At 55.1% G+C, this 22,771-nt stretch carries 21 protein-coding genes; 13 read left to right on the top strand and 8 right to left on the bottom strand.

The annotated features are described in order from the left end of the window. The first annotated feature begins 447 nt into the window (after positions 1-447). Positions 448-1,023: a GDP-mannose pyrophosphatase NudK gene (gene nudK, locus WFN87_RS10215; protein ID WP_336982078.1), complete on the top strand. Its 576-nt coding sequence runs from the start codon at positions 448-450 to the stop codon at positions 1,021-1,023. Between the two features lie 143 nt (positions 1,024-1,166). Next, positions 1,167-2,210 carry a DUF1176 domain-containing protein gene (locus WFN87_RS10210; RefSeq protein WP_336982080.1) on the top strand — a complete coding sequence of 348 codons (1,044 nt, stop codon included), beginning with the start codon at positions 1,167-1,169 and terminating at the stop codon, positions 2,208-2,210. Positions 2,211-2,269: 59 nt separating this feature from the next. On the opposite strand, the gene tkt is transcribed toward WFN87_RS10210, so the two are convergent. Together tkt and tal are read right to left on the bottom strand one after the other, a co-directional pair. Continuing rightward, on the bottom strand, positions 2,270-4,270 hold the full coding sequence (gene tkt / locus WFN87_RS10205) for a transketolase (protein ID WP_336982082.1): 2,001 nt from the start codon (positions 4,268-4,270) through the stop codon (positions 2,270-2,272). 18 nt (positions 4,271-4,288) lie between these two features. After that, positions 4,289-5,239 (bottom strand): transaldolase, encoded by a 951-nt coding sequence (gene tal / locus WFN87_RS10200; protein ID WP_336982084.1) that lies wholly within the window; start codon positions 5,237-5,239, stop codon positions 4,289-4,291. Between the two features lie 256 nt (positions 5,240-5,495). Here tal and maeB point away from each other — a divergent pair, with 256 nt between their 5' ends. Next, positions 5,496-7,775 carry an NADP-dependent oxaloacetate-decarboxylating malate dehydrogenase gene (gene maeB, locus WFN87_RS10195; protein ID WP_008459558.1) on the top strand — a complete coding sequence of 760 codons (2,280 nt, stop codon included), beginning with the start codon at positions 5,496-5,498 and terminating at the stop codon, positions 7,773-7,775. 155 nt (positions 7,776-7,930) lie between these two features. Here maeB and hemF read toward each other — a convergent pair whose 3' ends face one another. Beyond that, positions 7,931-8,836, bottom strand: a complete 906-nt coding sequence (hemF, locus tag WFN87_RS10190; RefSeq protein WP_008459561.1) for an oxygen-dependent coproporphyrinogen oxidase — start codon at positions 8,834-8,836, stop codon at positions 7,931-7,933. Between the two features lie 5 nt (positions 8,837-8,841). Beyond that, on the bottom strand, positions 8,842-9,714 hold the full coding sequence (gene amiA, locus WFN87_RS10185; protein ID WP_336982086.1) for an N-acetylmuramoyl-L-alanine amidase AmiA: 873 nt from the start codon (positions 9,712-9,714) through the stop codon (positions 8,842-8,844). Positions 9,715-9,930: 216 nt separating this feature from the next. Here amiA and WFN87_RS10180 point away from each other — a divergent pair, with 216 nt between their 5' ends. From WFN87_RS10180 to cysM, 9 genes are all read left to right on the top strand, one after another. Further along, on the top strand, positions 9,931-10,356 hold the full coding sequence (locus tag WFN87_RS10180; RefSeq protein WP_008459564.1) for a GNAT family acetyltransferase: 426 nt from the start codon (positions 9,931-9,933) through the stop codon (positions 10,354-10,356). Between the two features lie 20 nt (positions 10,357-10,376). Beyond that, positions 10,377-10,829, top strand: a complete 453-nt coding sequence (locus tag WFN87_RS10175) for a DUF2919 domain-containing protein (protein WP_336982089.1) — start codon at positions 10,377-10,379, stop codon at positions 10,827-10,829. Between the two features lie 49 nt (positions 10,830-10,878). After that, positions 10,879-11,454, top strand: a complete 576-nt coding sequence (locus WFN87_RS10170; protein ID WP_336982091.1) for an RpoE-regulated lipoprotein — start codon at positions 10,879-10,881, stop codon at positions 11,452-11,454. 130 nt (positions 11,455-11,584) lie between these two features. Next, entirely contained in the window at positions 11,585-12,484 is a 900-nt protein-coding gene (locus tag WFN87_RS10165) for a Dyp-type peroxidase (RefSeq protein ID WP_166871987.1), read from the top strand. A gap of 157 nt (positions 12,485-12,641) precedes the next feature. Then, positions 12,642-13,658, top strand: coding sequence for a sulfate ABC transporter substrate-binding protein (locus WFN87_RS10160; protein WP_039305348.1), 1,017 nt, complete (start codon positions 12,642-12,644; stop codon positions 13,656-13,658). After that, positions 13,658-14,491: a sulfate/thiosulfate ABC transporter permease CysT gene (cysT, locus tag WFN87_RS10155; protein ID WP_008459572.1), complete on the top strand. Its 834-nt coding sequence runs from the start codon at positions 13,658-13,660 to the stop codon at positions 14,489-14,491. Before WFN87_RS10160 ends, cysT begins: the two co-directional genes overlap by 1 nt. Then, on the top strand, positions 14,491-15,366 hold the full coding sequence (gene cysW, locus WFN87_RS10150) for a sulfate/thiosulfate ABC transporter permease CysW (protein ID WP_336982094.1): 876 nt from the start codon (positions 14,491-14,493) through the stop codon (positions 15,364-15,366). The genes cysT and cysW overlap by 1 nt, the downstream gene beginning before the upstream one ends. Next, positions 15,356-16,441, top strand: coding sequence for a sulfate/thiosulfate ABC transporter ATP-binding protein CysA (gene cysA, locus WFN87_RS10145; protein ID WP_166990733.1), 1,086 nt, complete (start codon positions 15,356-15,358; stop codon positions 16,439-16,441). Before cysW ends, cysA begins: the two co-directional genes overlap by 11 nt. 70 nt (positions 16,442-16,511) lie before the next feature. Next, positions 16,512-17,423, top strand: coding sequence for a cysteine synthase CysM (cysM, locus tag WFN87_RS10140; RefSeq protein WP_039295805.1), 912 nt, complete (start codon positions 16,512-16,514; stop codon positions 17,421-17,423). Positions 17,424-17,475: 52 nt separating this feature from the next. Here cysM and WFN87_RS10135 read toward each other — a convergent pair whose 3' ends face one another. After that, positions 17,476-18,687, bottom strand: coding sequence for an oxalate decarboxylase family bicupin (locus WFN87_RS10135; protein WP_336982096.1), 1,212 nt, complete (start codon positions 18,685-18,687; stop codon positions 17,476-17,478). A gap of 447 nt (positions 18,688-19,134) precedes the next feature. On the opposite strand from WFN87_RS10135, the gene pdxK reads away from it, so the two are divergent. Beyond that, positions 19,135-19,986: a pyridoxine/pyridoxal/pyridoxamine kinase gene (gene pdxK, locus WFN87_RS10130; protein WP_336982098.1), complete on the top strand. Its 852-nt coding sequence runs from the start codon at positions 19,135-19,137 to the stop codon at positions 19,984-19,986. A 52-nt stretch (positions 19,987-20,038) separates the two neighbouring features. Here pdxK and crr read toward each other — a convergent pair whose 3' ends face one another. Genes crr through ptsH form a run of 3 tightly spaced genes read right to left on the bottom strand, consistent with a single transcriptional unit; the run spans position 20,039 to position 22,615 of the window. After that, positions 20,039-20,542: a PTS glucose transporter subunit IIA gene (crr, locus tag WFN87_RS10125; protein ID WP_008459580.1), complete on the bottom strand. Its 504-nt coding sequence runs from the start codon at positions 20,540-20,542 to the stop codon at positions 20,039-20,041. Between the two features lie 43 nt (positions 20,543-20,585). Continuing rightward, positions 20,586-22,313, bottom strand: a complete 1,728-nt coding sequence (gene ptsI, locus WFN87_RS10120) for a phosphoenolpyruvate-protein phosphotransferase PtsI (protein WP_045783391.1) — start codon at positions 22,311-22,313, stop codon at positions 20,586-20,588. A gap of 44 nt (positions 22,314-22,357) precedes the next feature. Further along, positions 22,358-22,615: a phosphocarrier protein Hpr gene (ptsH, locus tag WFN87_RS10115; RefSeq protein ID WP_002913505.1), complete on the bottom strand. Its 258-nt coding sequence runs from the start codon at positions 22,613-22,615 to the stop codon at positions 22,358-22,360. Positions 22,616-22,771 lie beyond the last annotated feature (156 nt).

Below are 22,771 nucleotides of genomic sequence, written 5' to 3'. Positions count from 1 at the left end.
AAGGGCGTGGCTGTGAGACTTGCAGCTATCCAAACGTTCAGAGTGGCTGCGGGTTTAAAGCGAGGCACGGTTCCGGCTTAAATCGCCTCCGTTTTCTCTCCGACTGGCCAGGGGCCGGCCGTCGGGAACGGCCGGAGGCTGAGAGCGTCGGGAACACATCTCAGCCGACCCAGGACTGGGAGATAAAACGGAGGTTTGCCGCTTCAGCGGTCGATTTATTTGGCCGGGAGTCCGGGTTCTTAGGGGAGTGACGGTGACTCCCCTAAGACGTTCACCTATGCCGGGTTACATATAAAAAAGGGCTGGAAGTGAACGGAGCTACTATCTGGTTAACATAAATAAAATCACCCCCAAAAAACACACCCAACAAACAAACCTAACGCCACGCGACAATGCTCACAGAACGGCATATGATTGTCAGCTCCCTTACCGCCTTGTGGAGACCGTATGTCGTTACGTATCGAAGTCATCAAAGATAAAGTCCTGTCTGATAACTACTTCATCCTGCGCAATATTACCTATGACCTGTCTCGTAACGGGGCCGAAAGCGTGCGTCATAAGCGCGAAGTTTATGACCGGGGCAACGGGGCGACCATTCTGCTTTATAACCGCGAAAAGAAAAGTGTGGTGCTAACACGCCAGTTCCGCGTCGCGACCTGGGTTAACGGGAATGAAGACGGCATGCTGATAGAAGCCTGTGCTGGGCTGCTGGATGCCGACGAGCCGGAAGTCTGCGCCCGCAAAGAGGCGATGGAAGAAACGGGCTTTCAGGTAGGAGAGGTTGAGAAAGTCTTTGAGTTGTATATGTCTCCCGGCGGCGTGACCGAAATCGTCTATTTCTATCTGGCAGAATACAGTGATTCTCAGCGAGAAGGCGCCGGCGGCGGCGTGGAAGATGAAGATATCGACGTGCTGGAAATCCCGTTTAGCCAGGCAATGGCGATGGTGAAGAATGGGGACATTCGCGACGGGAAGACAGTGATACTGCTTCAACAGCTACAGTTGCGCAATATTATGGGGTAAAACTCCATAAAATCATGTTATTGCGATTTTTAATATTGATATAAAGCTATCCGACAAATCCGATTGAGCAGGCTGTCTCGTGGGCCGAAGATACGTCGCACCATCGTACGTTTTTCACGCTTCGCTTTTTAGGGCAGCCTTCAATGTTCTATCGGACATCCTCCTTGCTTATGCTTGCATTGCTGGTAGCCAATGCTGCATTTGCCGCGCCAGCGCAAAAGCAGTTTTCCGACTGGCAGGTGACCTGCAATAACCAGAACTTTTGCAGCACCCGTAATACCGGACTGCATCAGGGGTTGGTGATGACGATTACCCGGGGTGCCGGGGCTCGCACTGACGCCAGTTTGCGCATCGACCTGGGGAATATGGAGAGTGCGGACGTTACAGTCTCGCCTGTAGCACCGAGGCTGCGGTTTGACGACGCGCCGCTTGCTATCCAGCCCAGCGAGTGGAAAGTGTCGCCTCATCATTTGATGACCAATAATCCGGAGGCGATCAACGGTCTGCTAGACGCTGTTATGAACGGCGATAAAATTACCCTTGCCGACGGCAGGGGCATCATTTCACTCAGCGGGCTCAAAGCGGCGCTACTCTTTATCGACAGCCAGCAAAAGCGTATCGGCAGCGAAACCGCATGGATTAAAAAAGGCGACGGACCTCCGCTCAGCGTGCCTCCGGCTCCACCGCTCAAAGAAGTGGCTGCAGCTACGGCACCAACAACGCCACTTTCACACGATGAACTGAACGACCTGTTGGATTACGGCACATGGCGGATGAATAACAGCCAGTGCTCGCTCGATCCGCAGCGCCGGGAAGTGCGCGTTTTTCCTCTGACTGACGATAAAGCCTTGATGCTTACCAGCTGTGAAGCAGGTGCCTATAACGTGGTTTATCTGGCCTGGGTCATCTCCCGGCAAAAGCCGTTTGTCGCCAGGACGATTCACCTGCGGTTGCCCTTCGTACCGGCCGACGGGAGTTCAGAGCTGGAGCTGATGAACGTGGGATTTGATGAGCACAACAAAGAGTTAACGACTTTGGCGAAAGGGCGCGGGCCCGGCGATTGCGGCGTGGCCACGCGCTGGCGCTTTGACGGGCAGCGTTTCCGGCTTGTGCGTTATGGCGCTGAATCTGCCTGTGATAGCTGGCATAAAGCGGGCGGCTGGCCGACGCTGTGGGTCACCAAATAGGGTGGATTCATGGAATAAGAAGAACCCTCTCCCCATGAGGAGAGGGCTGGCAGTGTAGGCTATTTCTTGCCGAGTGATTTTTTCGCTACGGCTACGATGTTTTCTACCGTAAAGCCAAAGAACGGGAACAGCTTCCCGGCAGGCGCGGATTCGCCAAAGGTTGTCATACCCACAATCCCGCCTTTGAGACCGACGTATTTATACCAGTAGTCGGCTATACCCGCCTCAACTGCCACACGAGCGCGAACCGCATAAGGCAGGACGGACTCCTGATACGCCTCATCCTGAGCATCAAACACGTCGGTGGACGGCATAGACACGACGCGAACCTTATGCCCTTCTTTGCTCAATGCTGCCGCGGCCTCGACGGTGATTTCAATCTCAGAGCCTGTGGCAATCAGGATGAGGTCTGGTTTGCCGTCGCTGTCCTTCAGAATATAACCCCCTAGGCCGATCGCTTTCAGTTGCTCGGGCGTACGGTCCATCTGGGCCAGATTCTGGCGAGACAGGATCAGCGCAGTTGGGCCGGTCTGGCGCTCAAGTGCGGATTTCCAGGCCACGGCGGCCTCAACCTGATCGCAAGGCCGCCAGGTGCTGAAGTTGGGCGTCAGGCGCAGGCTGGCTAACTGCTCGACGGCCTGGTGTGTCGGGCCATCTTCCCCAAGGCCGATGGAATCATGGGTATAAACCATGATCTGCCGGGCTTTCATCAGCGCCGCCATACGTGCCGCGTTACGGGCGTACTCCACAAACATCAGGAAAGTGGCGGTGTAAGGGATAAAGCCGCCGTGCAGGGCGATGCCGTTGGCAATGGCGGTCATACCGAATTCGCGTACGCCGTAGTGGATATAATTCCCGGCGGTGTCCTCTTTAATCGACCTCGAGCCTTTCCAGATGGTCAGGTTACTCGGGGCCAGGTCGGCGGAGCCGCCAAGCAGTTCCGGCAGCGACGGACCAAAGGCGTTAAGGGTATTCTGCGAAGCTTTGCGGGTGGCGATTTTGTCCGGGTTCGCCTGCAGTTGTTCAATGTAGCTTTGGGCTGTTTTCTGCCAGTTATCCGGCAGTTTACCTTCGGTACGGCGTTTAAATTCGGCGCTCAGGGTAGGGTGAGCCTTTGCGTAAGCGGCAAACTTCTCTTTCCAGGCGGCCTCCGCTTTTTCGCCTGCCTCTTTGGCGTCCCAGGCGTGATAGACCTCTTTTGGGATCTCAAACGGCGGGTATTTCCAGCCGAGCTGCTTGCGCGCCAGGGCGACTTCTTCTTCACCCAGCGGTGCGCCGTGAGCCTCTTCTTTGCCCGCTTTGTTTGGCGAACCAAAACCGATCACGGTGCGGCAGATGATGAGGGACGGTTTGTCCTTCACGCTCTGGGCTTCTTTGATGGCTTTTTTCAGCGCTGCCGGATCGTGGCCGTCAATCTCATGGATCACGTGCCAGTGATAGGCCTCGAAGCGTTTGGCCGTGTCGTCGGTAAACCAGCCATCGGTTTCCCCGTCGATGGAAATCCCGTTATGGTCATAGAAGCCGATCAGCTTGCCTAAACCCAGCGTCCCGGCAAGGGAAGATACCTCATGGGAAATGCCCTCCATCAGGCAGCCGTCGCCCATGAACACATAGGTGTAGTGGTCAACGATGTCATGGCCCGGCTGGTTAAACTGCGCGGCCAGCGTGCGCTCGGCAATCGCCATCCCCACGGCGTTGGCTAACCCCTGGCCCAGCGGGCCGGTGGTGGTTTCCACGCCGGGGGTATAGCCCACTTCCGGGTGGCCGGGCGTTTTGGAGTGAAGCTGGCGGAAGTTTTTCAACTCCTCCAGCGGCAGGTCATAGCCGCTCAGGTGCAGCAGGCTGTAAAGCAGCATCGACGCATGGCCGTTCGACAGCACGAAGCGGTCGCGGTTGGCCCAGTGCGGGTTAGACGGGTTATGGCTGAGGAAATCATTCCACAGCACCTCGGCGATATCGGCCATGCCCATGGGCGCTCCGGGGTGGCCGGAATTGGCTTTCTGGACCGCATCCATACTGAGGGCGCGAATGGCGTTGGCAAGCTCTTTACGTGATGACATGTTTCACTCCAGGTCTTGTTAAAGTTTGGCGGCGAGCAGGTCTTCCAGTTTGCGTTGATCTATGGCGAACAGGCGGATCCCTTCGGCCAGTTTTTCCACGGCCATAGCATCCTGGCTATGTTCCCAACGGAATTCCGCTTCGCTCATGGGGGCCGGACGGCGGAAGCCCTGTGAGAATGGGATCAGTTTACGGATAACTTCTTCTTCACTGTCCTGCAGCTGCTGCAGCAGGTTAGGGGCGATGGTCAGCCGGTCGCAGCCCGCCAGGGCGAGGATTTGTTCCTTACGACGGAAGCTGGCGCCCATGACGATGGTTTCATAGTTATGTTGCTTGAAGTAGTCGTAGATATTGCGCACGGATTTCACGCCCGGATCTTCTTCAACGATATACGGATCCATCGGTTTACGCGCCTGATACCAGTCGTAAATACGGCCCACGAACGGGGAAATCAGGAAAACGCCCGCTTCCGCACAGGCACGCGCCTGAGCAAAAGAGAACAGCAGTGTCAGGTTGCAGTTGATGCCTTCTTTTTGCAGCTCTTCCGCCGCGCGGATGCCTTCCCATGTCGACGCCAGCTTGATGAGAATGCGGGATTTATCGATCCCCTGTTCGGCGTACAGGTCCACCAGGCGACGAGCCTTGCTGATGCTCTTTTCTTTGTCGTAGGAGAGGCGGGCATCCACTTCGGTAGACACGCGACCTGGAATGCTTTTCAGAATTTCCGCACCGACATTGACCGCCAGTTTGTCACTGGCTTCGGCCACAATGTGTTCCCTGCTGCCGCCGTGCTGTTTGCCGTAGGCCAGGGCATCATCAATCAGCGGCTGATATTGCTCAAGCCCCGCGGCTTTTAACAACAATGAAGGGTTGGTGGTGGCGTCTTCAGGCTGGTAGTGGCGAATAGAGTCGATATCACCGCTGTCTGCAACCACGGTGGTGTACTGTTTAATGCTGTCTAACTGATTCATTACTATCTCCTTGAAAAAGCAACGTCTTACCTGAGCGTTCCGTGTCGCTCGCCGTGAAAACTTACGCTTTGCATAACCCAAAAGCATAGCAGATGGGGGCGATGACGGGGCAGCCGCTAACATCGGTTCTATAGTTAGCTAACAATAATCACGCCTAATCTTAATAGTATGGCTACCTTCAAAGTTTGCGAAACGTGCCCGCGTGATACTAGGCGGCTGACGTAACAATAAAGAAGACCCAAAAAGGAACGATGCAATGGATGAACAACTGAAGCAAAGTGCCCTCGATTTCCATGAGTTTCCAATTCCGGGGAAAATTCAGGTTTCTCCGACCAAACCCCTTGCTACCCAGCGTGACCTGGCGCTGGCATATTCGCCGGGCGTAGCGGCACCTTGCCTTGAAATTGAAAAGGACCCGCTCGCCGCCTACAAATACACCGCGCGTGGCAACCTTGTGGGCGTGGTTTCTAACGGTACCGCGGTGCTCGGGCTAGGCAATATCGGCGCGCTGGCAGGCAAGCCGGTCATGGAAGGTAAGGGCGTCCTGTTTAAAAAATTCGCCGGTATCGACGTCTTCGATATCGAAATTGATGAGATGGATCCGGACAAGCTTATCGACGTGGTGGCCGCGCTGGAACCCACTTTCGGCGGCATTAACCTGGAAGATATCAAGGCACCGGAGTGTTTCTACATAGAGCAGAAGCTGCGCGAGCGCATGAACATTCCGGTGTTCCACGACGACCAGCACGGCACCGCGATTATTTGTACCGCCGCAGTGCTGAACGGCCTGCGCGTGGTTGAAAAGAACATTACCGATGTACGGCTGGTGGTTTCCGGCGCGGGGGCTTCGGCAATCGCCTGTATGAACCTGCTGGTCGCGCTGGGAATGCAAAAACACAACATCGTGGTTTGCGACTCGAAGGGCGTTATTTATAAAGGCCGCGAAGAGAACATGGCCGAAACCAAAGCCGCCTATGCCGTAGAAGACAGCGGCAAGCGGACGCTGGACGACGTGATTGAAGGCGCGGACATCTTCCTCGGCTGCTCCGGCCCGAAAGTGCTGACCCAGGAAATGGTGAAGAAAATGGGCAAAGCGCCGCTGATTCTGGCGCTGGCTAACCCTGAGCCTGAAATTCTGCCGCCGCTGGCGAAAGAGGTGCGTCCGGAAGCCATTATCTGTACCGGCCGTTCGGACTACCCGAACCAGGTGAACAACGTGCTGTGCTTCCCGTTCATCTTCCGTGGCGCGCTGGACGTGGGCGCCACGGCAATTAACGAAGAGATGAAGCTGGCTGCGGTACATGCGATAGCCGAGTTGGCTCACGCTGAACAAAGCGACGTGGTGGCCTCCGCCTACGGCGAGCAGGAACTGACGTTCGGCCCGGAATACATCATTCCTAAGCCATTTGACCCGCGCCTGATCGTGAAAATTGCCCCGGCGGTAGCCAAAGCAGCGATGGACTCCGGCGTGGCCACGCGCCCGATTCAGGATTTCAATGCTTACAGCGAGAAGCTGGAAGAGTTTGTCTACAAAACCAACCTGTTTATGAAGCCGATCTTCTCCCAGGCGCGCAAAGAGCCGAAGCGTGTGGTGTTAAGCGAAGGGGAAGAAGCGCGCGTGCTGCATGCCACACAGGAGTTGATCACTTTGGGGCTGGCGAAGCCTATCCTGATTGGTCGCCCAAGCGTTATCGAAATGCGTATCAAAAAGCTGGGCCTGCAAATTCAGCCGGGCAAAGATTTTGAGATCGTGAATAACGAATCGGATCCGCGTTTCAAAGAGTACTGGCACGAGTACTACAACATCATGAAGCGCCGTGGGATCACTCAGGAGCAGGCGCAGCGGGCGGTGATCAGCAACACGACTGTAATCGGGGCGATCATGGTGCATCGTGGTGAAGCGGATGCGCTGATATGCGGGACAATCGGCGAATATCACGAGCACTTTGACGTGGTAGAGAAGCTGTTTGGCTACCGCGAAGGCGTGAAGGCTGCCGGGGCGATGAACGCTCTGCTGCTGCCGAGCGGCAACACCTTTATCGCGGATACCTATGTGAACGATGACCCTACTCCGGAAGAACTGACGGAAATCACGCTGCTGGCGGCGGAAACGGTGCGCCGCTTTGGCATTGAGCCGAAAGTCGCGCTGCTTTCCCACTCCAACTACGGTTCTTCCAACAGCAAAGCCGCCTGCAAAATGCGCAAAACGCTGGATCTGGTGCGTGAGCGTGCGCCTGACCTGGAAATTGACGGGGAGATGCACGGAGACGCCGCGCTGGTTGAAAGTATTCGCCATGAGCGTATGCCGGACAGCCCGCTGAAAGGCTCTGCCAACATCCTTATCATGCCGAACGTTGAGGCGGCGCGTATTAGCTACAACCTGCTGCGCGTGTCGAGTTCTGAAGGGGTGACCGTTGGACCGGTCCTGATGGGCGTGGCGAAGCCGGTTCACGTGTTGACGCCGATTGCTTCGGTGCGCCGCATTGTGAATATGGTGGCGCTGGCGGTTGTGGAGGCGCAAACCGCACCGCTGTGATTGAACTCCCCCTCGCCCTCTCTCCGGAGGGGCGAGGGGGAAAACCGAGTAAAGCGGATAATAGAGTCATCTTTCCCCAAAGGGATATGGAGGACAGCGAGCACTAAAAATCCCCTCTCCCTTTTAGGGAGAGGGTGAGGGCAAAAACGCGAAAGCTACACCCACTCCTTCACTGGCAGGAAATCACGATACAGCGCAGCCTCCGGGCTGCCTTCTTCGGGCTGATAGTCATACTCCCAGCGCACCAGCGGCGGCATCGACATTAAAATCGATTCGGTGCGCCCGCCGGTTTGCAGGCCAAACAGCGTGCCGCGATCCCACACCAGGTTGAACTCAACGTAGCGCCCACGGCGATAGAGCTGGAAGTCACGCTCGCGTTCGCCGAAGGGATGATCCTTGCGGCGTTCAACAATCGGCAGATAAGCGTCCAGGAATCCTTGTCCGACGGCCTGAATAAAGCGGAAGCCGTAGTCAAAGTCTGGCTTGTTCAGATCGTCGAAAAACAGCCCGCCGATGCCGCGCTGCTCGTTGCGGTGTCTGATAAAGAAGTAGTCATCGCACCACTTTTTATAACGCGGGAAAACGTCGTCACCAAACGGCTGACACAGGTCACGCGCCGTGCGGTGCCAGTGCACCGCATCTTCTTCGAAGCCGTAGTAAGGCGTTAAGTCGAAGCCGCCGCCAAACCACCAGACCGGATCGGCGCCAGGTTTTTCGGCAATAAAGAAACGCACGTTGGCGTGGCTGGTCGGCACATAAGGGTTGTTCGGGTGTACCACCAGCGAAACGCCCATGGCCTGAAAGCTTCTGCCCGCCAGTTCCGGGCGGTGGGCCGTGGCAGACGCCGGCATGGCGTCGCCGTGAACGTGAGAAAAGTTCACGCCAGCCTGTTCGAACACCGCGCCGCCGCGCAAAACTCGACTGCGCCCGCCGCCGCCACCTTCTCGCTGCCAGTTGTCTTCCTGGAAGACGGCGCCATCAAGGGCGGAAAGCTGCTGGCATATCGTATCCTGCAGGGAGAGCAGGAACTGTTTTACGGCGTGGATATCGGGCTCAGTCATAAAAATTAACGCTTCTTACCGTGGACTTTATGGTTATCAAACCAGTTGAAATAGCTCATCACGCCGGAGGCGATGGCGGTGGCAATCTTCTGGCGGAAGGCGGTGGTGCCGAGCAACTTTTCTTCGCCCGGGTTGGTGATGAACGAGGTTTCAACCAGCACGGACGGAATGGACGGCGACTTCAGAACGACGAAGGCTGCCTGTTCCGTGTTGCGGCTGTGCAGCTTATGCACCGGCTTTATCTGTTTCAGAATATGCGAGCCGAGCGTCAGGCTGTTTTTAATCGTGTCGGTCTGCACCAGGTCAAACAGCACCTGCTGCAGGTAGTGATCTTTGTCTTTCACTTTGCTACCCGCTACGTCATCCGCGGCGTTCTCTCTGTCTGAAAGATATTTCGCCATAGCGCTACTTGCGCCTCGGTTAGACAGGGCGAATACGGAGGCACCTGCGGCGGTTGGACTGGTGAAGCCATCCGCGTGGATCGACATAAACAGATCTGCGCCGTGCTGGTGGGCGATTTCAACGCGATCGTACAGCGGAATAAATTCGTCCGTGGTGCGAGTCAGCCTGGCATCGATCCCGTTGCTGCGCAGGATGCTGCGCACGTTTTTGGCAATGGCCAGCACCACGTGTTTTTCTTTCGAGCCGTTGTGGCCGATGGCGCCGGTATCAATCCCACCGTGGCCCGGGTCGAGCATAACAATGCGTTTTGCCCCGGATTTTTTGGCCACTTTACTGTGGGAATTGGTGGTTTTCAGCGATTTGGCTTCTTCCTTTGCCAGCGCTTGGTTCATACCGGTTAGCGTCAACGCTGCTAAACCTGTGAGCAGGATCTGGCGGCGCGTCGTAAGTTGCGTTAGCGATTTAATTTTGCTCATGCGGATGAATTATTTATCTTATGGAGTCCAGATGGGAAGTTATAACGTATCGGCTTCATGCAAACGACACTCTGGCGTCAGAAATGTATATCCATTCGTTTCATTTCATGACTGGTCGGAGATTATGCCATTTTTTTCGCGCTTTTGCGGCAGTTATTGGCTTAACGGACGGTTAACGCCATAATCAACCTTTTACGGCTTAAGGTGGCTAATACCATGGAAATTCGCGTTTTTCGCCAGGAAGATTTCGAAGAGGTCATTACCCTTTGGGAGCGCTGCGATTTACTGCGCCCATGGAATGACCCGGAAATGGACATTGAACGTAAGCTGCATCACGATGCGGACCTGTTTTTAGTCGCTGAGGTGGGTGGCGAGATCGTCGGTTCGTTGATGGGCGGGTATGACGGCCATCGGGGTTCAGCCTATTACCTGGGCGTGCACCCGGAGTTTCGGGGCCGCGGCATTGCTAACGCCTTGCTGAACCGGCTGGAAAAGAAGCTGATTGCCCGCGGTTGCCCGAAGATCCACATCATGGTGCGCGAAGAGAACGATCTGGTTATCGGCCTTTATGAAAAGCTCGATTACGAGCATCAGGACACCATTTTGCTCGGCAAACGGCTGATAGAAGATCAGGAATATTAATTTTCAAATGTGTTCATGCCATGTATTTGCCTGCTGATTATGATTCACAGGGTAACTTAAAAGCACCGCTGCTGTTCTGGGCGGTGTTGTTGTTACAGGCCCGCACCTGGGTTTTGCTGGTGCTGGCGGGGGCTTCTCGTCAGCAGGGCGATGCGCTGCTGGGCCTGTTTTATCCCGATCGCGATAACTTCTGGCTGGGGCTGATCCCCGGTATTCCGGCTGCGCTGGCCTTTTTGCTCAGCGGACGTCGCCACCTTTGGCCCCGGTTCTGGCGGGCGTTTCGCTGGATATTGATTGCCGCCCAGGTTGGGCTGCTGACGTGGCAACTGGCGCTGCTGGCCGGGGATGAAACGCTGACCGGTACCACCGTTGTTCTGCTGATTATCGATCTGTTCGCGCTTTGGTGGCTGCTGACTAACCGCCGGCTGCGGGATTACTTTGCCCTGAAAAACGAGTTAAGCGGCACTTTTTGACGTCCCCGTACTCCAAAGGCCGTTACCATTTTTTGAAAAGGAATGATCAATGAAATCTCTGCGCCTGATGATGCTAGGCCTGCCGCTGGTTCTGAGCGGGTGTTCCACGCTGTCCTCCGTTAACTGGTCTGCGGCTTATCCGTGGAACTGGTTTGGCTCTTCCGTTGAGGTGAGCGAGCAGGGCGTGGGGAAACTGACTTCAGCCACCGCGATGGATGAGAAGGCCGTGAGCGAGGGGTTGAATGACAATTATCGTCTGCGCAGCGGCATGAAAACTGAAAACGGCACCATCGTGCGCTACTTTGAGGCGATGAAAGACAAAGACGTTAAGCTGGTGGTGAACGGCGAAAAAGGCACCGTGAGTCGCGTAGATGTGATGGATGCTGACATCAAAACCGCCAGCGGCGTGAAAATCGGCACGCCTTTCAGCGAACTGTATCAGAAAGCGTTTGGGGTCTGCGAAAAAGCGACCGGCGACGATGCGGCAGGCGTTCTCTGCCAGGCGCCGAACAGCCAGCACATCAGCTATCTGTTTACAGGCGAGTGGCACGGGCCGGAAGGATTGATGCCGTCGGATGATACGCTGAAGAAATGGACGCTTAACAAAATTATCTGGCGTCGATAAAATTTGCGCCGGGTTTGCGCCGTCGCAAGTCGGCGTGAATAAATCAGGTTAGAATAGCCCGATAAATGCCTCCGTTCGGAGTCATCATAGTTATGTGCCACCTTTGGTGGCATTTTTTTCAGGAGGAATCATGTCTCGGGTTCAAAGCGGCATTCTGCCGGAACATTGTCGTGCCGCCGTTTGGCTGGAAGCTTCTGTCCAGGGCGACTTCAGCGCGCTGAGCGCAGGGTGCAAAACCTTTATTGAAGCGTTGAATGCTTTCCAGGAACAATTCCCTGACGCGATGCTGGGGGCGACCGTTGGCTTCGGGCACGACCTGTGGCGCGACCTCAGCAAAGGCGAAGGTGCCGCAGAGCTGAAAAACTTTACGCCACTAGGCAAAGGCCTGGCGCCCGCAACCCAGCACGATGTGATGATCCACATTCTTTCTCTGCGCCATGACGTGAACTTCTCCGTGGCTCAGGCCGCGCTGGCCGCGTTTGGCGATGCGCTGAAAATTGAAGAAGAGATTCACGGTTTCCGCTGGGTAGAAGAGCGCGATCTCAGCGGCTTCGTTGACGGGACCGAAAATCCACAGGGCGAAGAAAATCGTCGCCAGGTGGCGGTGATCAACGAAGGCGTGGATGCCGGGGGCAGCTACGTGCTGGTTCAGCGCTGGGAACACAACCTCAAACAGCTTAACCGCCTGAGCGTGCACGACCAGGAGATGATCTTCGGCCGTACCAAACAGGAAAACGAAGAGATTGACGGCGACGCGCGGCCAGCCACTTCTCACCTGAGCCGGGTCGATCTGAAAGAAGACGGCAAGGGGCTGAAAATTGTGCGTCAGAGCCTGCCTTATGGCACCGCCAGCGGCGTGCACGGTCTCTATTTCATCGCCTATTGCGCGCGTTTGCATAACATTGAACAGCAGCTGTTGAGCATGTTTGGCGACGCTGACGGGAAGCGTGACGGTATGCTGCGCTTCACTAAGCCGGTCACCGGCGGTTACTACTTTGCGCCGTCGCTCGATAAATTACTGAGCCTGTAATCCCCTCCGGCGTAGCGTTTGCTACGCCGTTTTCTTATATCCCTTTCTTCTTGTAAATCGCCAAACGGTATATAAAAGCGTTACAGCTTTATCGCTCGTTATAAATACACTGACTGTCATGACTTTATGGCATTCATCACATTTATAAGGGCGAAGCATGGCAATCAGGTCAGTTAAAAAAGTATGGAACGCGCTCGCTGTCTCTTTGCTGCTGGCAGGCTCTGCCCATGCAACCGAGCTGCTGAATAGCTCTTATGATGTGTCCCGCGAGCTGTTTGCCGCGCTTAACCCGCCGTTTGAAAAACAGTGGGCGCAGGAGAATAACGGCGACAAGCTGACGATAAAACAATCTCATGCCGGGTCATCAAAACAGGCGCTGGCCATTTTGCAGGGCTTAAAAGCTGACGTTGTAACTTATAACCAGGTGACCGATGTGCAGATCCTGCACGACAAAGGCAACCTGATCCCGGCGGACTGGCAGAGCCGTCTGGGCAACAACAGCTCGCCTTTCTACTCCACCATGGCTTTCCTGGTGCGCAAAGGCAACCCAAAGAACATCCACGACTGGAGCGATCTTGTGCGCCCGGACGTGAAGCTCATTTTCCCGAATCCGAAAACTTCTGGTAACGCTCGTTATACCTATCTGGCAGCCTGGGGGGCGGCAGACAAAGCTGACGGCGGCGATAAAGCCAAAACCGAGCAGTTCATGACGCAATTCCTGAAAAACGTCGAAGTGTTTGATACCGGCGGCCGCGGGGCGACAACCTCCTTTGTCGAGCGTGGGCTGGGCGACGTGCTGATCTCTTTTGAATCAGAAGTGAACAATATCCGCAACCAGTACGCCAAAGACGGTTATGAAGTCGTAGTGCCGAAGGTCAACATTCTGGCCGAGTTCCCGGTTGCCTGGGTGGATAAAAACGTGAAGGCCAACGGCACGGAAAAAGCGGCCAAAGCCTACCTGAACTATCTCTATAGCCCTCAGGCGCAGACCATCATTACCGATTACTACTACCGCGTGAATAACCCGCAGGTAATGGATAAGCTGAAAGATAAATTCCCACAGACCGAGCTGTTCCGCGTGGAAGATGCGTTCGGCGGCTGGCCGGAAGTGATGAAAACGCATTTTGCTACCGGCGGGGAGCTGGACAAGCTGTTAGCGGCGGGGCGTAGTTAATGTTTGCCAGCCGTTCAAAACGCGTATTGCCGGGGTTTACGCTTAGCCTCGGCACCAGCCTGCTGTTTGTTTGCCTGATCCTGCTGCTGCCGCTGAGCGCGCTGGTGATGCAGCTGGCGCAAATGTCGTTCTCCCAGTACTGGGACGTGATTACCAACCCGCAGGTGGTGGCCGCCTATAAAGTCACGCTGCTTTCCGCCGCGCTGGCTTCCGTGTTTAACGGCGTGTTCGGCCTGTTAATGGCGTGGATCCTGACGCGTTATCAGTTTCCGGGGCGCAGCCTGCTAGATGCGCTGATGGATTTACCCTTTGCGCTGCCCACCGCGGTGGCAGGTTTAACCCTCGCCGGGCTGTTTTCTGTCAACGGCTGGTACGGCGAGTGGCTGGCGCAGTTTGGCATTAAGGTGACTTACACCTGGCTGGGTATTGCCGTCGCGATGGCGTTTACCAGCATTCCGTTTGTGGTGCGCACCGTTCAGCCCGTGCTGGAAGAATTGGGGCCAGAATACGAGGAAGCCGCTGAAACGCTCGGCGCGACTCGCTGGCAGAGTTTCCGCCGCGTAGTGTTGCCGGAGCTTTCTCCGGCACTGATGGCGGGCGTAGCGCTTTCCTTCACCCGCAGCCTGGGGGAGTTTGGCGCGGTTATCTTTATCGCCGGAAACATCGCCTGGAAGACGGAAGTGACCTCGCTGATGATCTTCGTGCGCCTGCAGGAGTTTGATTACCCGGCGGCCAGCGCCATTGCGTCAGTGATTCTGGCGGCGTCGCTGCTGCTGCTGTTCACCATTAACACGTTGCAGAGTCGCTTTGGTCGACGCGTGGTAGGTCACTGATGACGGACGTCACTGCTTTGAAAAACTATACCCGCTCCCGCATTAACTGGGGAAAATGGGCGCTGATCGCCATCGGTGTGCTCGTCTCTTTCCTGATTCTGGTGGTGCCGGTCGCGTCTATTTTTGTAGAAGCCTTTTCCAAAGGGCTGATGCCCGCGCTGCAAAATATCGCTAACCCGGACATGCTGCACGCCATCTGGCTGACGGTGATGATTGCCCTGATTACCGTGCCGGTAAACCTGGTGTTCGGCACGCTGCTGGCCTGGCTGGTGACGCGTTTTAACTTCCCTGGCCGCCAATTGTTGCTGACGCTGCTGGATATCCCATTTGCCGTTTCCCCGGTGGTTGCGGGCCTGGTTTACCTGCTGTTTTATGGCTCTAACGGCCCGCTGGCGGGGTTCCTCGATGCCCACAACCTGCAAATCATGTTTGCCTGGCCGGGCATGGTGCTGGTGACTATCTTCGTCACCTGCCCGTTTGTGGTGCGTGAGCTGGTGCCGGTGATGCTAAGCCAGGGCAGCCAGGAAGATGAAGCCGCGATTTTACTGGGCGCTTCCGGCTGGCAGATGTTCCGCCGCGTGACGCTGCCCAATATTCGCTGGGCCCTGCTTTATGGCGTGGTGCTGACCAACGCCCGCGCCATCGGTGAATTTGGCGCGGTGTCGGTGGTGTCAGGTTCGATTCGCGGCGAGACGTTCTCGTTGCCGTTACAGATTGAGTTACTGCAGCAGGATTACAACACCGTTGGTTCGTTTACCGCCGCGGCGTTGTTGACCCTGATGGCAGTCCTGACCTTGTTCTTAAAGAGTGTGGTGCAGTGGCGTCTGAATAATCAGGAAAAACGCCTGAAGCAGGAGGAAAATCATGAGCATTGATATTGCCAATATTAAGAAGTCATTTGGACGCACCCAGGTGCTGAACGATATCTCGCTGGATATCCCTTCTGGTCAGATGGTGGCGCTGCTTGGTCCGTCCGGCTCTGGTAAAACTACGCTGCTGCGTATTATTGCCGGGCTGGAGCACCAGAACAGCGGTCGCATCAGCTTCCACGGCACCGACGTCAGCCGGATGCATGCCCGCGATCGCAAAGTCGGCTTTGTGTTTCAGCACTATGCGCTGTTCCGCCATATGTCGGTATTCGACAATATCGCCTTTGGCTTAACGGTGCTGCCGCGTCGCGAACGGCCTTCCGCCTCTGCGATCAAACAGAAAGTGACGAAACTGCTGGAAATGGTGCAGCTTTCCCATCTGGCCGACCGCTACCCGGCGCAGTTGTCCGGCGGGCAGAAGCAGCGCGTTGCCCTGGCGCGTGCGCTGGCGGTGGAGCCGCAAATCCTGCTACTGGATGAACCGTTTGGCGCTCTGGACGCACAGGTTCGTAAAGAGCTGCGCCGCTGGCTGCGCGAGCTGCACGAAGAGTTAAAGTTCACCAGCGTGTTTGTGACGCACGATCAGGAAGAAGCGATGGAAGTTGCCGACCGCGTGGTGGTGATGAGCCAGGGCAATATCGAGCAGGTCGATACGCCTGAGCAGGTCTGGCGTGAGCCTGCGACCCGCTTCGTGCTGGAGTTCCTCGGCGAAGTTAACCGCCTGAAAGGCGTGATCCGTGGGAGCCAGTTCCACGTCGGCGCGCATCGTTGGCCGCTGGGGTTCACGCCGGCCTATCAGGGGGATGTTGATTTGTTCCTGCGTCCGTGGGAAGTGGACGTCAGCCGCCGCACGAATCTAGATTCACCTCTGCCGGTGCAGGTGCTGGAAGTCAGCCCTCGCGGGCATTACATGCAGCTGGTTGTGCAGCCGCTGGGCTGGTATGACGAACCGCTGACGGTGGTTCTGAAGGAACAGCAAATTCCGCAGCGCGGTGAGCGTCTGTTTGTGGGATTACAAAACGCGCGCCTGTATGAAGGTGCCAACCGTATTCAGGGTGTAGACCTGGCGCAGTCCGCCTGATAATTTACCCCGACAGGACACGCACTAGCGGCCCACCGAGGCCGCTTTTTCATTTATTGCGGGCAGGCAAGTGATCACTTTAGAAAGCACTATTGGTAATACTCCTCTGGTCCGGCTGCAGCGCAGCGGGCTGACGAACGGCAGCGAGATTTGGGTCAAACTCGAAGGGAATAACCCGGCAGGGTCGGTTAAAGATCGCGCGGCGCTGTCAATGATTGTTCAGGCGGAAAAACGAGGGGAAATACAACCCGGCGATACGCTGATTGAGGCAACCAGCGGCAATACCGGCATTGCGCTGGCGATGATCTCTGCGCTCAAAGGCTACCGTATTAAGCTGCTGATGCCGGACAACATGAGTATGGAGCGCAAGGCGGCGATGCAGGCTTACGGCGCCGAGCTGATTCTGGTCAGCAAAGCTCAGGGCATGGAAGGCGCGCGTGAGCTGGCTCAGCAAATGGCCGACCGTGGCGAAGGCAAGATCCTCGATCAGTTTAATAACCCGGATAACCCGCTGGCGCATTACACGACGACCGGGCCGGAGATCTGGCGGCAGACCGAAGGGCGAATCACGCATTTTGTCTCCAGCATGGGCACGACGGGCACGATAACCGGCGTGAGTCGTTTTATGCGCGAGCAAAGCAAGCCGGTGAGAATTGTCGGGCTGCAGCCGGAAGAGGGCAGCAGCATCCCGGGGATCCGCCGTTGGCCAGAAGAGTGGTTGCCGAAAATTTTCAACCCGACACTGGTGGATGAAGTCATCGACATGGCGCAGACCGAAGCCGAGCAGACGATGCGCCGCCTGGCGATGGAAGAGGGGATTTTCTGCGGCGTAAGTTCCGGCGGGGCAGTGGCGGGTGCGTTGCGCGTAGCCAAAGCAAATCCGGGGGCCGTAGTGGTCGCTATTATTTGCGACAGAGGCGATCGCTATCTTTCTACCGGCGTGTTCGGGGAAGAGAGCTACGTTCAGGGCGCTGGCATCTGACGCTGTAAGCCAGGAAAAGGTCGCCTGAGGCGATCTTTCCCTGAGAGCAGGCTTACTTCACAACCGGGTTTTTATGCAGGCTCAGCGCCTTCATAAAGGTATCATCAAGCTGTAAATGCTGTTTCACCAGCTCAGGCGGCGTGCTGGCCAGCCACTGGTTAAGCGAAATATCCGCGTAATAGTCGCTTTTAAACAGTTCCAGGAAACGCAGGGTTGTGGTGCCGGTATTCTCGATATAATGCCCCATCGCAAAGGGAACGTAGCCGACATCCCCGGCGCGGTAATCAAAGGTTCTGGCCTGACCCGAAGAGGCGAAAACGCCCATTCTGCCTTCCCCTTCAAGATAGTACTGCCATTCATCGTTATTTGGGTGCCAGTGAAGTTCTCTCAGCCCGCCGGGCTCTATTTCTACCAGGGCTGCCGCAATAGTCTTCGACACCGGGAAATTAGATGAATCCGTTATTCTGACGGTGCCGCCAGGGGCTTTGATCGGATCCTGAGCCAGCATATGGTGGGTGAATTTAATCTCTGATTTAGCTGCGCCATTAATACTGTCTGAGGCAAGGTTGCCGGGTACTGTACCCGCGAAAATATATTCATCAGCAGGTGAAGGCAGTTTAGAAAATGTAGACACGGGCACCTGGAAATTTTTTGCTAATATCTCCGGAGGGATATGTTTAAACCAGTCGGATAACAGGAACGTACTGTCTTCATCAAATCCGCCGTCGTCGAAGGCCAAAAGAAACTCACAGCCGTCAGGCCCGATACCCTGAATGGAGTGAGGAATGCCCGGCGGGAAATACCATAAATCACCGACGCCGATATCATCCACAAACCAGCCTCCTTTTGCATCGAAGGCCGTTACCCGCGCATTGCCGTAGGTCATGTAGGCCCATTCACCCTCTTTGTGCCAGTGAAGTTCGCGGATGCCTCCGGCATTCAGGCGCATGTCTACCCCGGCGATGGTGGTTGAAATCCCCAGCTCCCGCTTGGTGACTTGCCGGGTCCAGCCGCCGGTGCCTTTTCTGACATGGGCATCGCTGAAGGAGTAGCGCAGGTTCGGCAACGTGCCGCTGTCGGTAGCGGGCGGGTTAACAATGTCAGGGTTTTCAGCTTCCCGGATGGGGTCGTGAGGGCCCGGATCGCGCACGCTTGCCGGGTAGGATTTTACTTTGTCATCGTGGGCATGGGCCTGCCCGGCGGCTAATACGACGGTACCGCCTGCGGCAAAGGCCATGAAGCTTCTTCTGGATATATCTTTCATATAATAGCTTCCTTATATTCATGCAGAGTGAGGTTTATTCTCCGGAGGGAACTTTTGTTATAGGTGAAATTATGGAGTTTGACCTTGTGGAATTGTAAGGCAGGCATGAGTCGACAATGTAAACAGCGGGTGGAGAAGATATATCCTTATGATGTAATGGATATTTTGTTGATGTGATGTTTAAGTGGTAGTTATTAATTTCCAGGTATCCAGCACTAATCGGTAATAATGTTTTCTTCATCATTCAGGTGATACATTTTCAAGGTGTAACGGCTGAAAGAAAATATTACTTTTGTCGTTAATTTGATAAATCTGAAGGATGGTAGCTGTATCTCTGCTATTGCCGGAATAAAGAGGGCGCTCTTAGCATGGTTGTACCGCCCGGGTCTGGCTATAATGGCCGCTTCGCAATTCAGACCTTAGCTGTCTGGCGGGCAAGGGGAAAATATGAGTCAGGATAACGATATACAGTCTGTACTGTTTCACGATGCAGGCCGGGCGCTGCAGGCCGATATTGTGGCGGTGCAATCTCAGGTCGTTTACGGCAGCGTCGGGAACAGTATCGCGGTTCCGGCGATTCAGCAGCATGGCTGGCGGGTGATGGCGGTGCCAACGGTGTTATTCAGCAACACGCCGCATTACGATACGTTTTATGGCGGCGTGATCCCGGCGGACTGGTTTAGCGGCTATCTGCGAGCGCTCGAAGAACGGGATGCGTTGCGTGAACTGAAGGCCGTGACGACGGGTTACATGGGCAGTGCGGAGCAAATCCAACTGCTGGCGGAGTGGCTGCGTCAAAGACGCAAAAGCCATCCTGAGCTGTTGATACTTGTCGACCCGGTAATGGGGGACACCGACAGCGGTGTTTACGTCAAGGCGGGTATTCCTGAAGCTTATCGCGCGGCGCTGCTGCCTCATGCACAGGGGATCACGCCTAATCTCTTTGAACTGCATATTCTGACCGGAATGCCCTGCGATACGCTGGAGCAGGCGGTGATGGCGGCCAGAAGTCTTCTCTCTGAAACGCTGCGCTGGGTGGTAATAACCAGTGCGCCGGGGAACTGCGCGGATACTATTTCCGTGGTGACGGTGACCGCTGATGAAGCCGATGTGACCAGCCACGCTCGCGTGGTGACCGACCTGAAAGGCACCGGGGATTTGTTCTGCGCCGAGCTGGTAAGCCGAATACTTGCAGGCAAGCAGGTGGTGGTTGCCGCAGGAGAAGCTGCGCATCGGGTGTTTGAAGTGATGACCTGGACTCAGGGGCAGCGCTCAGATGAACTGATTCTTCCTCGCTGAATCGCAGCCAATAAAAAAGGCACCCCAGGGTGCCTTTTTCTCTGCATGAATCTTACTTCTTGATGCGGATAACCGGGGTTTCGCCCACGGTCACGCTACCTGTCAGTTTGATCAGCTCTTTGATTTCGTCCATGTTGGAGATAACAACCGGTGTCAGGGTAGACTTGGCTTTCTCTTCCAGCAGCGGCAGGTCGAACTCAATAACCACGTCGCCTTTCTTCACGCGCTGGCCTTCTTCAGCGATGCGCTTAAAGCCTTCGCCTTTCAGCTCAACGGTGTCGATACCAAAGTGAACAAACAGCTCAATGCCGCTATCGGATTCGATAGAGAAGGCATGGTTGGTTTCAAAGATTTTACCGATGGTGCCGTCAACCGGAGCAACCATTTTGTTGCCGGTTGGTTTGATAGCGATGCCATCACCAACGATTTTTTCAGCAAACACGACGTCCGGCACGTCTTCAATGTTAACGATTTCGCCAGACAGTGGAGCAACGATCTCAATGGTTCCGGTGTCGCTATTGCCTTTGTCACCGAACAGTTTACTAAATAACCCCATTAGCCTTCTCTCCTAAGCAGTAATTTGGGCAGCATCTCGTGAATTAGCAGATTGTTTTTTCTTCAATGAACTTGTTAACCAGCGTCATTAACTCGTCCGTTGTCGGTTGAGCAAGAGCCTGCTCTGCTAACACTTTCGCATCTTCGAAGTTCGTGTTACGAATAATCTTCTTGATACGTGGGATAGAAATGGCGCTCATACTGAATTCGTCCAGGCCCATCCCAAGCAACAGAAGTGTAGCACGTTCGTCGCCCGCAAGCTCACCACACATACCGGTCCATTTACCTTCTGCATGAGAAGCATCAATAACTTGCTTAATCAGAGTCAGTACGGACGGTGACATCGGCTGGTAAAGATGTGAAATCATATCATTACCGCGGTCAACTGCCAGGGTGTACTGAGTTAAATCGTTGGTGCCGATGCTGAAGAAGTCGACTTCTTTGGCCAGATGACGAGCAATCGTCGCGGCCGCAGGGGTTTCGACCATCACGCCGATTTCGATAGATTCATCGAATGCTTTGCCTTCGTCACGCAGTTCCTGCTTGAAGATCTCAATCTCTTTTCTCAGGGCACGCACTTCTTCAACAGAGATGATCATCGGGAACATAATGCGCAGCTTGCCAAACGCAGAGGCGCGCAGGATAGCGCGAACCTGGTCACGCAGGATCTCTTTGCGATCCATGGCGATACGAATGGCACGCCAGCCCAGGAACGGGTTCTCTTCTTTAGGGAAGTTCATGTACGGCAGCTCTTTGTCGCCGCCGATGTCCATGGTACGGACGATAACCGCCTGAGAGCCACAGGCTTCAGCCACGGCTTTGTACGCGGCAAACTGCTCTTCTTCGGTTGGCAGTGAGTCACGGTCCATGAACAGGAATTCGGTACGATACAGACCCACACCTTCAGCGCCGTTACGCTCAGCACCGTCGATGTCACGCACGGTACCAATGTTGGCACACACTTCGACCTGATGGCCGTCGAGGGTGATGGCTGGCAGGTCTTTCAGCTTAGCCAGCTCTGCTTTTTCAGAGGCAACCTGCTGTTGAACGGCGCGCAGCTCTTCGATCTGCTCGTTGGTTGGGTTAACGTAAACTTTGTTGTTAACCGCGTCGAGGATCAGATAGTCGTCGTTTTTCACGTCGGAGGTGACGCTACCGGTGCCCACAATCGCTGGCAGCTCAAGGGAGCGCGCCATGATGGAAGTGTGGGAGGTACGGCCGCCGATGTCGGTGATGAAACCCAGCACCTTTTTCAGGTTCAACTGTGCGGTTTCAGACGGGGTCAGATCTTTGGCAACCAGGATAACTTCATCCTTAATTGCGCTTAAATCGATAATGTTCAGGCCGAGAATGTTCTGCAGCAGACGCTTACCGATGTCACGTACGTCAGCCGCACGTTCTTTCAGGTATTCGTCATCCAGCTCTTCCAGAGCCGTTGCCTGGCCTTCAATCACTTCGTACGCCGCAGCGTCCGCCGTGACCAGCTTGTCTTTGATAAGGGCTATGATTTCCTGCTCGAGCTCTTCGTCTTCCAGCAACATAATGTGGCCTTCGAAGATAGCTTCCTTTTCTTCACCGAAGGTCTCGCCAGCTTTAATTTTGATCGCTTCTAACTGCTCGGATGCTTTGGCGCGCCCGCTGAGGAAACGTTCAACTTCCTGCTCAACTTTGTCGGCAGAAATTTTCTTCCGGTCGATGACAATTTCATCTTCTTTCAGCAAAAGTGCTTTGCCGAAAGCGATACCCGGGGATGCTAAAATGCCTGAAATCATAACCCTACCTTACTTGTGACTGATATTTACGAAGAACCCAGAACTTACTCGAGTTCAGCCATCAGTTTTACTAAATGCTCAACGGCTTTCTGCTCATCTTCACCTTCGGCGGAGAGCGTCACTACGGTACCCTGAGTCAGGCCCAGAGTTTGCAGTTTGAACAGGCTCTTAGCGCTGGCGCTTTTGCCGTTGGAAGTCACAGTGATTTCGGAAGTGAAGCCTTTAGCTTCTTTAACAAACTGAGCAGCAGGGCGGGTATGCAGACCGTTCGGAGCGGTAATAGTTACTTCTTGCTGGAACATTGTATTTCCCCAACTTATAGGTTTAGTGTTGTGGAACTAAAGTCTAGCCTGGCGGCCACACTTTAGCCTGTATCGTTAGCGCCATCGTCAAAGGAACGAGGCACTGGATGCATGGGAATCGTGAAAAAAACGCCAACAGCGTTTCACAGATTCTTC

Source organism: Cedecea sp. AS113, assembly GCF_037152415.1.
Lineage (GTDB): Bacteria > Pseudomonadota > Gammaproteobacteria > Enterobacterales > Enterobacteriaceae > Cedecea.
This window is presented reverse-complemented; position numbering and strand designations above follow the sequence as displayed.